Here is a 13,779-nt window from a genome sequence, read left to right as displayed (position 1 = left end):
TGGTCAGGCGCTTCGCATAGTAAGGGGAAGGTAACAATGATGAATGATCATCATGTAAGTCGCTAGGTGGTGTTGGGGAACATGCCATCTGCGTCCTTATAATAATGGTTACCCTCTAATACTTTACTTAAAACATGGAATGTAAATTATTTTTGTTGGATAGAGACGATATCAGCTTCGCCAATGCTTACATTTTCTTTATCATGAAGCTGAATAAATTCTCCTTCTGCTAAATTCGTAAAGATAATTGGCGTAATAGTCGAGGTTGCATTCTCTTTAATGAAATTTAGATCAAAGCGAAGGAGTTCTTGTCCTTGCTTCACTGTATCTCCTTGTTCAACAAGAGTCTCAAAACCTTCACCTTTTAAATTAACAGTATCAAGACCTACATGAATGAGTACTTCTTTTCCGTTTTCAGTCAACAAGCCAATTGCGTGCTTCGTTGGAAATAAATTAACGATTGTACCTGATACAGGAGATTTTACGCTTCCCTTCGTTGGCTCAATTGCAAAGCCATCACCCATCATTTTTCCTGAGAAAACTTGATCTGGTACTTCTGATAATGGTAATAACTTTCCTTCTAACGGAGCGATAAATGATACATCACCTGCAACAGCTTCATTAGTGACAGCAGCTTCTGTTTGAACAGGTGTACGTCCATCAATGATATCTTGAATTTGGGATTTAATTTGATCCGAACGAGGACCAAAGATCGCTTGGATGTTTTCGCCCATTTGCATAACACCTGAAGCGCCGAGTTTCTTTAATGTATCTTTTTCAACTTTATTCGCATCTTTCACGCTAACACGAAGGCGAGTGATACATGCATCAAGGTTTGTTAAGTTTTCTTGACCACCAAGTGCTTTTAATACTTCGTAAGGTAGTTCAGATGTAGAAGTAGTAGATACAGTTTCTTCATCTTCTGTTTTTTCTTCACGACCTGGAGTCATTAAGTTAAACTTCGTAATCGCAAAACGGAAACCGAAGTAATAAATCACAGCAAAAGCAAGACCGACTGGAATGACAAGCCACCAATCTGTTCTACCTGGTAATACACCGTAGAGTAAGAAATCGATAACACCACCAGAGAAGGTCATTCCGATTTTTACATTAAGCATGTCCATAATCATAAATGAAAGACCAGCAAAGATTGTGTGAATCGCAAATAGTACAGGTGCAACAAATAAGAAACTAAATTCAAGTGGTTCTGTAATACCAGTTAAGAAAGATGTTAATGCTGCAGAACCCATGATACCTGCAACAACTTTCTTATGTTCTGGACGTGCGCAATGGTAAATCGCAAGCGCAGCTGCTGGAAGACCGAACATCATGAATGGGAATTTACCAGTCATGAACGTACCAGCAGTTAATTCAGCACCATCTCGAATTTGTGCAAAGAAAATTTGTTGGTCACCACGTACTAATTGACCAGCTGCATTCGTATATTGCCCGAATTCAAACCAGAATGGTGAATAGAAAATATGGTGAAGGCCAAATGGAATTAAAGCACGTTCAATAACCCCGAATATAAAAGCAGCAAGTGTTCTGTTTGAATCAACTAAGAGATACGATAAACTATTCATTCCAATCTGAACAGTAGGCCAAACGAAATGAAGAATAACCCCTAAGAAAAGAGCGAAAAAAGCAGTTGCAATTGGAACAAAGCGCTTACCTGCAAAGAATCCAAGGTAAGAAGGCAACTCGATATTAAAATATTTTTTATACGTATAAGCACCGAGTAACCCGGCGATAACCCCTCCAAAAACACCTGTACCTAATGTAGGGATACCGAGTACCATTGCATAACCAGGGTTATCAGGGCCAATCATATCAGCTGTAATACCACCCGTAACTCCCATTGTCACATTCATGATCATAAATCCGATAAGTGCAGCTAGTCCAGCTACCCCGTCTCCGTTAGAGAGACCGATTGCCACCCCAACAGCAAATAGTAATGGTAGATTTGCAAAAACAATGGCGCCAGCACTTTGCATAATACTCGCAAGCATCACGACCCAAGTTGCTTCAAGAAAAGGGAGATTTGATGTGATGTCTGGGTTTTGGAAGGCATCTCCTAAAGCTAAAAGAATACCAGCAGCTGGTAACAAGGCTACAGGGAGCATAAGAGCTTTACCTACACGTTGTAAGACACCAAACGATTGTTTAAACATATGTGTTCCTCCTTCATAAATTAATTATTTTTTGGGAATATTAAGAAATTGATATAGGCTGTAATCCTCGATTTGCATGCTCTTTTTTAGAAAACTAGCCTTACAGCAGGAGCTCTCTGCTTGATTTATGCAACAAAAAAGACATGAGTGGATAGAAGGATAGCACATAGAAAGGGGAAGAGTAGACTCAAACCCATCATCATACGTGCGATCGCTTCCTTTCCTCTCATGCCTGCATAACCAGTCACACGGTAAAAGAAAATGATAGCAAACTTATTGTTTTGATAAACGTTGAAGATGCAAAGTTAAGTAAACGGCTTCTGCATCTGGAACCGCTTTCTTTAATGCCTGTTGCATAATTTTAATCAATTTCCAAGACAGATTGTAGCACACAGGATATTCAGATTGCAATACTTTTTTTAAAGAATCTTGATTATCCATATATTGCCCATTATTAATACGTTCGATCACATGATGAAGATGTCTGATTAGACGCAAATAATTGACATCCTTACGATCAATTTTTAGCTGTAAGGAGTCTTCAATGACTTGTACTAGTTCACTAATTAAGCGAGTATGACGATTCACCTCTTGCAGGGAACGACGTGTGAGAGCGCTATGAATATGCAATGCGACAAAACCAATTTCACCTTCAGGAATGGCGATATTTAATTCATTACTAATATATTCAATGATCTCGGCTGCCACAGTAAATTCTTTTGGATAAGCAAGTTCAGTCTCTGGAAGAAATGGATTCTTAATATCGAGACCTTGCTTCACTCGTTTTATCGCATAAAAAAGATGATCTGTTAAAGCGATATGGATATGCTCATGCAGGCGAACTTTAAACCGTTCTTCTACGATTTCGACAATATCATTCATTAATCCAATGAAGCTTTCATCGACATAATCAAGCAGTTGTTTGTATTGCTCCTGCTCTTTGGCTTCCTTTAGGACAAAGAATTTCTCCGCAATTTCCCCAGCTACCTGTTCGCCTGGTTTCTTTCCGAAACCCAGTCCCTTACCGATTAAGACAACTTCTGCGTATTCTGGGTGGTCTGCGATTAGAACATTATTGTTTAATACTTTTTTGACAGTTAACAAAGCGTTCCTCCTCCCATATAAATGCTCGTTATGGTCGAATGTTTTTGTAGCTCTCATCATAGCGATAAATGATGAGGTCGTCAATTGAAAAACCGTGAAATACTAGGCTTTGTCATATTCTTTTCAGAAAAAGAGTCGCTTTTTTACAAAAATTCCTCTACTATGTAACTTGAATGAATGTAAGGAGTTGTCTAGATTGCAAAATCATTTAGAATATAACGACATGATAAAGGTCGTAACCAAGATAAATAGTCGTAAATATGATTACGAAACACCTTTTTTCGATAAGGTCGATGAGGTGTTAGATACTAGTGAAGGCAAGCATGTAGAAACAGTACTGATGGAAGCATTTGAGAAGCTTCTTTCTCAAGTGAGTACGGAAATCAATACAATTGAGCAGGAAATGAGCTTAAAGCCGACTTGTGCGCTTGGTTGTGCCCATTGCTGTTATTTTCCAATTGTTGTGACGCGTCTTGAAGTGAAGCTCATACTAATGTTCATTAAACGTCTACCTGATGAGAGACGACAAAGTATTACAGAGCATATTGCTACTTATTTACAACAGCATAATACTGAGCTTGAGCAGCTAAGAGGACTTGATTTTAAGTCTAATCCAACATTTAAGGATACGTATAAAAAAATGGAGTTACCTTGTATTATGCTCGATATGAAGACAAATACATGTATGGCCTATGAGGTTCGACCAATTCCGTGTCGGACGTATGTTAATTATGCGGACCCACTTGTATGTAAAGAAGAACGATTGCCGAAAGAAGCACTAAGCTATGAATTTATGCATCCGTTCTATGTTCAAGGAATGGATGAGGTGATTCAAGAGATTCTAGAAGTCGTAAACGATTCTGATCTAGGGTTCTCCTATCCAGCGGATGCAGCAGATGTGAATTATTTACCTATTCTTTTAAAAGAAGAATTAGATAGGATGATGAAATAAAAAAAGCGTGTTTCCTCTATAAAATAAATGTAGACAGTAATCGAAGGGAGTGTTTTTGCTTGAAGCAGTTACACACTCATCAGCGACCAATATTACTATTTGATGGAGAATGCAATGTATGCAATCACTTGGTTGATTTTATGTTGAGGTATGAACGAAAGCAGTGGTTTTTGTTTGCTTCATTGCAGTCAAAAGAAGGACAACGGCTTGTTGCGGACTTTGATATTCCAGAAAATGTAGACTCTGTCATTGTGCTTATTGACGGGCGGGTTTATCTTTATTCGGATGCTGTTTTTGAAGTTGCTCGTGTCCTTCCTTGGTACTTACGGTGGATGAGGATATTTCGAGTCATTCCAACCAAATGGCGAAATAAAGGGTATAAGCATTTTGCTAAAAATCGTTATCGTTGGTTTGGAAAACGCGAGACATGCCGACTACCAACAGTAGATGAAAAAAGTCGTTTTTTAGAGTAACAGAATTTTCTAAGTTTTTTTCGTTTAGCTTAGGCAATTGTCGTGTTATGATGGTAATAAGGTAAGATTGCTAGTCTGACATGTGAACATGTGGCATAAGGTAACGTAATTTCACTTTTACCAGTTTGATTTGTGATTTGATAGATTTTGGGAGGGATTACAGATGGAACAGAAAAAAATAGACACTTATTTTGAAGGACGATTAACAGAAGCAAAACGTCAATTTGAGAGAACAGTAGACTGTAAGCATACAGAGTTTGATGATCTTTACCCATATATGACGGAACAGCCACAGTTTTTTTGGTATAAGCGTTATGTTGCTTGGCAAGAGCTTTTAACAGTAGTGAAAATTGCCGAAGATTTGAATGTGGAATGGAAGGGCTTATTCCTTGATAAGCAAGCATCTTTTTTAGAAGGCAGAGTGCTAGATGCTAAGGTGTTAGACAATTGGTATGAAGAACAGGAAAATTTAGAAACGGAACCATCTAAAAACGAATAGTAACAGCCCCCTAAGCATTTTAAGTCTTAGGGGGTTAGTTGTCTTTCGATAGATAGAGCTATAGGTTTTGAGAGAAATGGTTGAAGACCGCTATTCTTCTATAATACTATAAAATGTAAAGAAACGTGTTCAAGTTCAGTATGAAGAATATCGATATTTGTATTAGGTAGCTTTGATCGATTGCTACCATGAACCTATCGAAAATACAACAGAGTTTTGACATAGAGGTGAGAGGAATGACGAAAATGACTTTTCGTTCAGTATCCCATGATATATTGGAATTGTTAGGTGGGATGATAGATTCCTCCAAGATTTATATAACCAAAAGAGAAGGTAATGGTTTTAGCTTTTTATATGGCCTAGACGATCATAACAAAATTCAATACTCAACAGTCGATGACTTGTTTGAAAACGAGTATGCCTCTTCATTAATTAATTGGACTGATTCAAGGGTGATTTGTGAAGAACGATGCGTAGAAGGCTTTCGTAATAATAGGCAGATTATTTGTAAGCCATTGTATTTTGCAGAGGAAGAGTTATTTGGTACTTTGACTGTTCTTATTCCAATAGATAGCACGCTATCATCTGTACAGATGCATTCGCTAAAAACGGTGACGAGGTTCTTGAATTATGCATTAGAACTACAATCAGTTGCGATTCGTGATTCCCTTACAGGTTTGTATAATCGTTATTTCTTAGAAGGATACTTATCTAAATTAGAAAAATCCGTAGAAGATGGGTATTCGATCATTTACTTTGATCTTGATGATTTTAAATATATTAACGATAGCTTAGGGCATCGAACAGGAGATAAGCTATTACAAGATATTAGTAAAGATTTAAAAGCAGCATTTCCTGACTATTTTGTTTGTCGAATGGGTGGCGATGAGTTTCTATTATTTCTTCCAGCGGTGAAAGATCATGATGTCCTTCAGATGCTTACAAAAAGAGTTCAAAAGATCTTTAAGAAGCCGTATATGATCGACGGATTTGAAGTCTATATAAAAGCAAGTATTGGTATTGCGATTTATCCGAATGATGGTGAGTCGCTTGAGGATATCATTCGTAATGCTGACGCAGCGATGTATGTTGCCAAACGTAAAGGGAAAAATCAAGCTGTCTTTTACGAATTTAGTATGAATGAAGATGCAATGAAACGTTTTGAGTTGGAAAGTTATTTGAATAAAGCGTTGGATTATGATGAGTTCGAACTCTACTACCAACCGCAAATAGAAGTTGAATCAGGAAGAGTTGTTGGGGTAGAAGCGCTTATTCGCTGGAATCATCCAAAGCTTGGCATTGTATCGCCAAATGTTTTCTTAGATATTGCGGAAGAATCGAATTTGATTATGCAAATCGGGGAATGGGTCTTGAAAACGGCATGCCAAATGGGGAAAATGTGGATTGATGCTGGCTATGAACCAATTAAAATCGGAGTTAATTTATCAGCTAAGCAGTTCCTTCAGCATGATCTTGCGGATTTAATATCCAATACATTAAAAGAAACGGGATTGCCTCCTTCTTTATTAAATCTAGAAATCACCGAGACTGTTAGTGTGAACGATGCAAAGCTCGTCATTTCCATTCTTGAACAGCTACGGGCAATAGGTATTGAAATATCTGTAGATGACTTTGGGACAGGCTATTCTTCTCTTGCTTATTTAAAAGATTTTCCAGTCAATACCCTGAAGATTGATCAAATGTTTATTCGTGAGCTTGAAAAGGACTCACAACATCAAGCGATCGTGAACGCAACGATTTATCTCGCACATGCATTAAATTTACGTGTTGTTGGTGAAGCTGTTGAAACGAAGGAACAGCTCCTTTTCTTGAAGGAAAAAGGTTGTGATGAAATTCAAGGATATTATTTGTCTAAACCACTTCCAGCAACTAAAATGACCACCTATTTAAAAGATTATGCAGAAGGAAAGGTACCATTTGACCTGTTTTTAAAAGCCTAACATCGTGTTATGGCTTTTTTCTTTTGGATGATGAATTGAAATATCTGTTAAGTTCTTATACTCGTGATATAATAATTTAGCTCATGCTGCTAGGAGGGATTAGATGAAGCTGACACATACACTTCAAGAGAAAGTACGTCTGTTTCTCGTGATGATGATGCCAATATTAGTCACACAGCTAGGACTGTATGCAATGAATTTCTTTGATACAACAATGTCAGGACAAGCAGGAGCTGAGGACTTAGCAGGTGTAGCGATTGGCTCAAGCCTTTGGGTTCCAATATATACAGGGTTAAGCGGTGTTCTGCTTGCGTTAACACCGATCTTGTCTCAAAGCATTGGGGCAGGTAGAAGAGAAGATGTCCCCTTTTCGGTCCAGCAAGGAGCCTATTTATCTGTTGTCATGTCATTTGTGATTATCGTCATTGGTGCTTTTGTGTTAAACCCAATTTTATCATTGATGTCACTTGAGGCAGAGGTGGAAAGAATAGCCTTTCATTATTTAGTTGGATTGGGGTTCGGGATATTACCACTTTTTATGCACACTGCTCTTAGATGCTTTATTGATTCCTTAGGTCAAACGAAAGTAACGATGATTATTACACTACTTGCTCTACCGATAAATATTTTCTTTAATTATGTTCTTATTTTCGGCGCTTTTGGTTTTCCGCGTCTTGGTGGGATAGGCGCTGGTTATGCTTCGGCGATTACGTATTGGTTGATTTTCTTTATAACGATTTATTACGTTGTTCGAGTACAGCCTTTTGCTGAGTACCGTATCTTTACAACGTTTTTTAAAATTTCTTTTTCAAAATGGAAAGAAATTCTTTTGTTAGGGTTGCCAATTGGTTTCACGATTTTTTTCGAAACGAGTATCTTTGCAGCTGTTACATTGTTAATGAGTACATTTGATACAGCGACAATTGCCGCTCATCAGGCTGCGATTAATTTTGCTTCCTTTTTGTATATGCTTCCGCTTAGTATGGCTTTCACGTTGACGATTGTCGTTGGCTATGAGGTTGGAGCTAAGAGAATCAAGGATGCAAAACAGTATAGCTATCTTGGGATGACCATTGCGATAATGATGGGACTTGTTGCAGGGCTGATTATCTTTGTTCTACGTGAGCCAGTTTCAAGGTTGTATACGGTTGACCCTGTGGTGGCGATGCTGATTCAGCATTTCTTGATCTACTCGATTTTCTTTCAGCTTTCAGATGCGATTGCGACACCGATTCAAGGAATATTACGTGGACATAAGGACGTAAATATCCCATTTATATTAGCACTTATCTCATTCTGGTTTATTGGTCTGCCAACGGGATATATCCTTGCGAACTATACAGAATTCGGTCCGTTTGGTTATTGGATTGGCCTAATAACAGGGCTTGCTGTAGGGGCAACGGCATTATTGTGGAGATTATATGTCATTCAAAAGAGGGTTGAACGAGGACAGGTCGTCCCTTCTTAGAAAACTGTTTATATAAAGGCGCTTCTACCCTAAGTAGGAGCGCCTTTAAACATTTTTGGTTAAGGTGATGGTGGCTGTTATTTGCTTTTTCTACATCATGAAAAAAGGTTATGCATATACTTAAGAAGATATAATGTTTCGAAATTCTTGCTTCAAAAAAAGAAAAAGAATGGTAATGCTAAGGAACTAATTATGAATGAGAACGATGATTTTTTGGAGAATAAATGGTATATTGTCTTTTAGAAAACGAGTATTTTTACATCGTTAAACTATAAAAAGATCATTTGAGATTTTATGAGGTGAGGAACGTTAAAAAGCTAGCGAGTTTTATGTTATTTTTCTTTTTCTTTTTTTTGTCATTATTCGAAGGACACGCTTCTGCATCTTCTACCCCTGCTGTCTTTTTAGATACGAAAAAGCTTACGTTTAATGTCGCCCCGACTATTGAAAAAGGGGTAACATATATTGAATTTAGAAGCTTGTGTACGTCATTGGGTTACAAGGTTCAATGGAATCAATCAAACAAAGAAGCAACTTGCTTAGGGAATAATGAAAGGTTGGCCTATTCATTTAATACATCGTTTTATATACATAATGGTATTGTTCACCCTCTCCAAGCTAAGCCTCTTATGATTAAAAATAGAACTATGATCCCAATGCGAGAAACAGCCCAATTACTTAATTATCAGGTCATATGGTTAGGGACAACGAAAGACATTATCTTAATGAACAGTGGTGCATCTCTTGATATTAAATCAAGGATAGCCGAACAATTTCTAGATAGGTTAGAACAAACGAAACAATTTAATGGTGTTGCTTTAGTTGCGAAAGACAATGATTTACTCTTTGCGGACGGATATGGATTTGCAGACCAACAAGCAGGGCGGATGAATACGCCAGATACTAAGTTTGCCATTGCTTCCATTACAAAAGGGCTAACGGGTATCTCTATTTTACAACTAGAAGAGCAAAATAAATTAAAGCTTACTGATACAGTCGATCGTTTTTATCCTCATCTGCCGTATGCAAAACAAGTGACGATACAGCAATTATTAACACATACAGCAGGCTTTCCTTGGGAAAAAACAGGAGATTTCAAGGATATCAAGTTAATTTACCAACCAGGAACTAGCCAACGTTATAGTAATGCGGGCTACATGCTATTAGGCAAGATCATTGAGAAAGTCTCTGGACTACCATACGAGCAATATGTGAACAAAAATATTTTCTCTGTGATCGATATGGAACATTCAGGGTTTGATATTGCTAGCACATCTCTTGCTAGTCGGGCAAGAGGATATAACATTCAACATAATAGATTGGTTGAAGTTACTAGAGACTTTTCGTTAAGAGGAGCGTCAGGGGGATTGTATTCTTCCGCTGAAGATTTGTATCGATTAGACCAAGCTCTTCATACGGAGCAGCTCTTATCAAAAGAAACGACTAATAAAATGTTACGTCCACATTATGGTTCATGGGGGTATGGATGGCAAGTATTTCCTACCTCTAGTGGTCTAATCACTCAATTGGCAGGTTCAACAACTGGTTTCACGAGTTATATTAGACGAAATGAAGCTCAAGGTAATACGCTGATTCTATTAAGTAATCATGCAAACAGAAACCTAGGATCAATCGGAAGAGACATTGAGCGAATTGTGAATTAAAAGCATTTATTAAACCAATGAATTGCTGTATCATTTAAATAAAAAAAGCTTGGAACGCTTTCTTGCGTGTAGACTAACCTAAATTAATGAGACACTATAAAACACCTTCGAAATGGTACACTTAAACAACGTACTAATTCGGAGGTGTTTTTGCATGGGCAAGAACGTATATTCAACTGAGGTTAAATGGGCAGTAGTTAAAGATAAGATGAGTGGTCAGTTTACGAATCAAGAAATCATGGAGAAGTATGGGATTAAAAATGTGTCTCAAATCAAAACGTGGATGAAATGGTATCTTGAAAATCAAGTCCATCGATTCGACCAACCGATAGGAAAACAATATTCATATGGGCATGGACCTGACCGTTCAAGTGATGAAGAGAAAAAAGAACGCCAAATGAATCACTTAAAGCGGGAGAATGAAATCTTAAAAAAGTATTTGGAGATCGAAAAGGAGTTGTGTTTTCAAAAAAGGGTACCCATTTTGAAAACATTACAAGATGATTAAACATATAATGGAAAGGGTATAGTAAAGTGAGGTGATGTTGCATGACTACAGAAAAAGATAAGAAAGAAACAAAAGATAGGGTAATGGCCCAGCTTGAAAATGTGATCGATCCTGAACTTGGCATTGATATTGTTAACTTAGGTCTCATCTATGATATTGAGATTGATGATAATAACAACGTGACGGTTGTGATGACATTAACCGCAATGGGTTGTCCGCTTGCAGGTGTTATTCATCATGACATAAAAAAAGCTCTCGCCGAATTGCAGGAAATTAAGGAAATCGGCGAGGTAGACATTAACATCGTCTGGAGTCCACCGTGGTCAAAGGACAAAATGTCTCGGTATGCAAAAATCGCCCTTGGCGTTGCTGATAATTAAGGATTGATTGTCTTTAATTTAGAGGCACAACAGATACAAAACACTGTTCAGAGAGGTTTTGTATCTCAAATCAATGATTTCATTCGTTTATTAATTTATATCAACCAAAATGCAGAAATTGTACGTCTTGATGGATTACATCGTGCGCAAGACAAAGCTAGAAGTTTGATATCTTTCGTTTAAACTCTGTACCTATTTAAAAAACACTTCTTAATTCGTAGGTATTTTAAACGAATTAAGAAGTGTTTTTAACTTATTATTAATTTGTTGATTGAGCTAGTCTTACGAGAAGATGTGCCAGTTGATGTCTTTGATCCTTGTCACCAACCTTCCAAAGTTCTTGAAGAAGTTTTTCTTCGCGGTTTCTAGGTTCTTCATTTTTTGCTAAATAATCTGCAACTTTTTCTGCACCCTTTGCTAAAGCTTCTTCACCTAATCCGAGTTTTTCTCCCTTGGACACTTGATCACCTAAATAGTCTTTAAATCGATCGAAATTTTGTAAAATATCTTCTTTCTCTTCAGAGTTAATCCCTTGTAATTCTTGTTCAACCTTGTTTTCTACTTTACTTTCACTCATTTTTAAAAACCTCCAATTTTTTTAAAATTTATCTTACAATTCTTCTCTTCCCGTCAAATATAATTTAAAACTCAAATTACATGTATAAATTAGTTAAATTATTTTTAAAGCATAACTGTAGCAAATATTTTCTAATCAATCATCGATAATATGAAAAATATGAATTTTTGGAGTTAAATTTTTAGATATGGGGAATGAAGTATAGTAGGGGAGATGATAGGATATGAGCCAACTAAATGATAAGGTCGCGCAATATTTTCAAGCTGAACGAACTGAAATTACCAACCTTTTACTTCCAAAGACTTTAAATGAACTCAACCTGGATTTTTCAAAAGAGGATCTTGAGTACCACTTTGAAATGTTAAATTCACTTCTGTACAGGGTATCAAATAGTTTAGTTTCTACTAAAGAGGAAACGGTAGCAAGTGAAACAGGGTACGACACTTCAAACTACTTTTTTAATAGAGGTGTCATGCTAAGAGAAACGGTGAATGTTCTATGTGTTTTTCGGTTGTCTTTGTTGAAATATTTACGTCAATCTGATTTAATCGATGGTTCTGAAATACATGAGGGGTTTATTGTATTTGAGGAAATCATTTTTGCTTTTGATGAAGCTATTCGAGCGACGACTCAAAATTTTAATAATCAAATAGATAAAAACAAAAAGAATATGGAAAAAGAACTAGATAAGATTTCAGTGCCAGTCGTTTTAATTGATGACAAGAGAGCTGTCTTGCCTTTAGTTGGTGATTTTACATCTGGAAGACTCCAGTCTTTAGTCGATCGTACATTGGCCCAAGTCATGGAGAAAAATGTGGAAGCGATCATTTTAGATTTTTCAGGAATTGCCGCCTTCGATACGTATATAGCGAAAAGTCTATTCAATTTAATTCATGCTCTAGAATTAATTGGAACAAAGACGATTATAACAGGTGTACATCCTAGTATGGCCCAAACAGCTGTTGAATTAGGTATAGACTTCTCATCAATTGAATCTTACGGGTCATTAAGACAAGTGTTAAATAAAAGTTAAGGTTCGTGAGGAAAAGAGTCATAACGTCGGTGTGTGTTCATAGGTTGTTAGTTGACCTTTGGACACACACTTTTTTGATTGATTAATATGTACCTTGTCGAAATGGAGGGAATATAAGCATTTACTGGCATCATGTGTTAAAATAGTTGTCAATCAACGCATAATGCATTGTACTCTAGAAATAGATGACAATTATTTTGAAACAAATAGAACTAAAAGCGTAAACCTGAATAGAGTAGGGATTATTACCGATATTCTCGCTTTATAGCATATTGGCAAGGTTCGTTTAATCATAAACTATACGAGCAATACACAAAGGATGATAATATGTATACCGTTTTTTCTACGTTTGATGTGCCGCAAGAAAAAGCTGAAGAAGTGATTAACATATACAAAAATCGGTCACGCTCCGTGGATGTTGCCCCAGGTTTTGTTAATTTTCTACTGTTACAAAATGATAAAAGGCCTGGAGAATTAACAGTGCAATTAATTTTCAAAACGAAGGAAGAGTACCTAAGTTGGGTTAGAAGTGAAGATTTTAAAAAAATTCATGAGCTCGAAAAGAAGTATCCTGATCAAGAATTAGCTGCGATTATACCAAAGGTTAGCCAACATAAGGTGGTGGCAACATGAGCTCATTTTCAACGGAACAATTAGTAGCAATTGTGACGGATCGAATTTATGAAAAAGATCCTTCTCTTGTAGATCGTTTTGGTGAAAGAGGCAAGGAGAAGTGTACAGAAGATAACCATCATCATCTGAAGCATCTTCATACTGCCTATGAGTTAGACAGTGAACAGGTTTTTATTGACTATGCCCTATGGCTTAATGGAATACTAGTAAAGCATGGGATGAGTAGACAGCATTTACTCGATAATTTCCTCATTATTGAAGACGTTCTATTAGAAATGGATGATCATTCAGACATGCAGCTTAAGTACATTTCGTATCTTAGAGCTGGTAGGAAAGCACTGAATAATTAGCTTGAA

General features: G+C 36.9%; 14 protein-coding genes. 11 read left to right on the top strand and 3 right to left on the bottom strand.

The window, feature by feature from the left end; all coding sequences use genetic code 11:
• Positions 1 to 146 precede the first annotated feature (146 nt).
• Both ptsG and glcT read right to left on the bottom strand, forming a co-directional pair.
• Positions 147 to 2,171 (bottom strand): glucose-specific PTS transporter subunit IIBC, encoded by a 2,025-nt coding sequence (ptsG, locus tag IQ10_RS14770; protein ID WP_144451270.1) that lies wholly within the window; start codon positions 2,169 to 2,171, stop codon positions 147 to 149.
• Positions 2,172 to 2,444: 273 nt separating this feature from the next.
• Positions 2,445 to 3,275, bottom strand: coding sequence for a glucose PTS transporter transcription antiterminator GlcT (gene glcT, locus IQ10_RS14765; protein ID WP_277878042.1), 831 nt, complete (start codon positions 3,273 to 3,275; stop codon positions 2,445 to 2,447).
• 196 nt (positions 3,276 to 3,471) lie between these two features.
• Here glcT and IQ10_RS14760 point away from each other — a divergent pair, with 196 nt between their 5' ends.
• The 8 genes from IQ10_RS14760 to IQ10_RS14725 all read left to right on the top strand — a co-directional run bounded on the left by IQ10_RS14760 (position 3,472) and on the right by IQ10_RS14725 (position 11,180).
• Positions 3,472 to 4,227 (top strand): YkgJ family cysteine cluster protein, encoded by a 756-nt coding sequence (locus IQ10_RS14760; RefSeq protein WP_144451269.1) that lies wholly within the window; start codon positions 3,472 to 3,474, stop codon positions 4,225 to 4,227.
• A gap of 59 nt (positions 4,228 to 4,286) precedes the next feature.
• Positions 4,287 to 4,700, top strand: a complete 414-nt coding sequence (locus tag IQ10_RS14755) for a thiol-disulfide oxidoreductase DCC family protein (RefSeq protein ID WP_144451268.1) — start codon at positions 4,287 to 4,289, stop codon at positions 4,698 to 4,700.
• A gap of 163 nt (positions 4,701 to 4,863) precedes the next feature.
• A complete protein-coding gene (locus IQ10_RS14750; protein ID WP_144451267.1) occupies positions 4,864 to 5,199 on the top strand; it encodes a hypothetical protein in 336 nt (111 codons plus the stop codon).
• 236 nt (positions 5,200 to 5,435) lie between these two features.
• Positions 5,436 to 7,160, top strand: a complete 1,725-nt coding sequence (locus IQ10_RS14745) for a putative bifunctional diguanylate cyclase/phosphodiesterase (protein WP_158640055.1) — start codon at positions 5,436 to 5,438, stop codon at positions 7,158 to 7,160.
• A 103-nt stretch (positions 7,161 to 7,263) separates the two neighbouring features.
• Positions 7,264 to 8,628 carry an MATE family efflux transporter gene (locus IQ10_RS14740; RefSeq protein ID WP_144451265.1) on the top strand — a complete coding sequence of 455 codons (1,365 nt, stop codon included), beginning with the start codon at positions 7,264 to 7,266 and terminating at the stop codon, positions 8,626 to 8,628.
• A 299-nt stretch (positions 8,629 to 8,927) separates the two neighbouring features.
• Entirely contained in the window at positions 8,928 to 10,292 is a 1,365-nt protein-coding gene (locus IQ10_RS14735; protein WP_144451264.1) for a serine hydrolase domain-containing protein, read from the top strand.
• A 154-nt stretch (positions 10,293 to 10,446) separates the two neighbouring features.
• Positions 10,447 to 10,800: a transposase gene (locus IQ10_RS14730; protein ID WP_144451263.1), complete on the top strand. Its 354-nt coding sequence runs from the start codon at positions 10,447 to 10,449 to the stop codon at positions 10,798 to 10,800.
• Between the two features lie 41 nt (positions 10,801 to 10,841).
• A complete protein-coding gene (locus tag IQ10_RS14725; RefSeq protein WP_144451262.1) occupies positions 10,842 to 11,180 on the top strand; it encodes a metal-sulfur cluster assembly factor in 339 nt (112 codons plus the stop codon).
• 259 nt (positions 11,181 to 11,439) lie between these two features.
• On the opposite strand, the gene IQ10_RS14720 is transcribed toward IQ10_RS14725, so the two are convergent.
• A complete protein-coding gene (locus IQ10_RS14720) occupies positions 11,440 to 11,757 on the bottom strand; it encodes a DUF3243 domain-containing protein (protein WP_144451261.1) in 318 nt (105 codons plus the stop codon).
• Between the two features lie 223 nt (positions 11,758 to 11,980).
• Between IQ10_RS14720 and IQ10_RS14715 the strand changes: the two genes are divergently transcribed.
• The 3 genes from IQ10_RS14715 (at position 11,981) to IQ10_RS14705 (ending at position 13,773) form a co-directional block, all read left to right on the top strand.
• Positions 11,981 to 12,790: an STAS domain-containing protein gene (locus IQ10_RS14715; RefSeq protein ID WP_144451260.1), complete on the top strand. Its 810-nt coding sequence runs from the start codon at positions 11,981 to 11,983 to the stop codon at positions 12,788 to 12,790.
• Positions 12,791 to 13,117: 327 nt separating this feature from the next.
• Positions 13,118 to 13,423, top strand: a complete 306-nt coding sequence (locus IQ10_RS14710) for an antibiotic biosynthesis monooxygenase family protein (RefSeq protein WP_144451259.1) — start codon at positions 13,118 to 13,120, stop codon at positions 13,421 to 13,423.
• Positions 13,420 to 13,773 carry a hypothetical protein gene (locus IQ10_RS14705; protein WP_144451258.1) on the top strand — a complete coding sequence of 118 codons (354 nt, stop codon included), beginning with the start codon at positions 13,420 to 13,422 and terminating at the stop codon, positions 13,771 to 13,773. The genes IQ10_RS14710 and IQ10_RS14705 overlap by 4 nt, the downstream gene beginning before the upstream one ends.
• Positions 13,774 to 13,779 lie beyond the last annotated feature (6 nt).

Origin of the sequence: Halalkalibacter nanhaiisediminis (genome assembly GCF_007830185.1) — a bacterium.
In the GTDB taxonomy this organism is placed as follows: domain Bacteria; phylum Bacillota; class Bacilli; order Bacillales; family Bacillaceae_D; genus Halalkalibacter; species Halalkalibacter nanhaiisediminis.
This window is presented reverse-complemented; position numbering and strand designations above follow the sequence as displayed.

What these genes read in the sequence shown, in the direction of transcription:
- ptsG (WP_144451270.1), bottom strand. Translation starts at nt 2,171, where the DNA reads ATGTTTAAACAATCGTTTGGTGTCTTACAACGTGTAGGTAAAGCTCTT.
- IQ10_RS14750 (WP_144451267.1), top strand. Translation starts at nt 4,864, where the DNA reads ATGGAACAGAAAAAAATAGACACTTATTTTGAAGGACGATTAACAGAA.
- IQ10_RS14745 (WP_158640055.1), top strand. Translation starts at nt 5,436, where the DNA reads ATGACGAAAATGACTTTTCGTTCAGTATCCCATGATATATTGGAATTG.
- IQ10_RS14740 (WP_144451265.1), top strand. Translation starts at nt 7,264, where the DNA reads ATGAAGCTGACACATACACTTCAAGAGAAAGTACGTCTGTTTCTCGTG.
- IQ10_RS14730 (WP_144451263.1), top strand. Translation starts at nt 10,447, where the DNA reads ATGGGCAAGAACGTATATTCAACTGAGGTTAAATGGGCAGTAGTTAAA.
- IQ10_RS14725 (WP_144451262.1), top strand. Translation starts at nt 10,842, where the DNA reads ATGACTACAGAAAAAGATAAGAAAGAAACAAAAGATAGGGTAATGGCC.
- IQ10_RS14720 (WP_144451261.1), bottom strand. Translation starts at nt 11,757, where the DNA reads ATGAGTGAAAGTAAAGTAGAAAACAAGGTTGAACAAGAATTACAAGGG.
- IQ10_RS14715 (WP_144451260.1), top strand. Translation starts at nt 11,981, where the DNA reads ATGAGCCAACTAAATGATAAGGTCGCGCAATATTTTCAAGCTGAACGA.
- IQ10_RS14710 (WP_144451259.1), top strand. Translation starts at nt 13,118, where the DNA reads ATGTATACCGTTTTTTCTACGTTTGATGTGCCGCAAGAAAAAGCTGAA.
- IQ10_RS14705 (WP_144451258.1), top strand. Translation starts at nt 13,420, where the DNA reads ATGAGCTCATTTTCAACGGAACAATTAGTAGCAATTGTGACGGATCGA.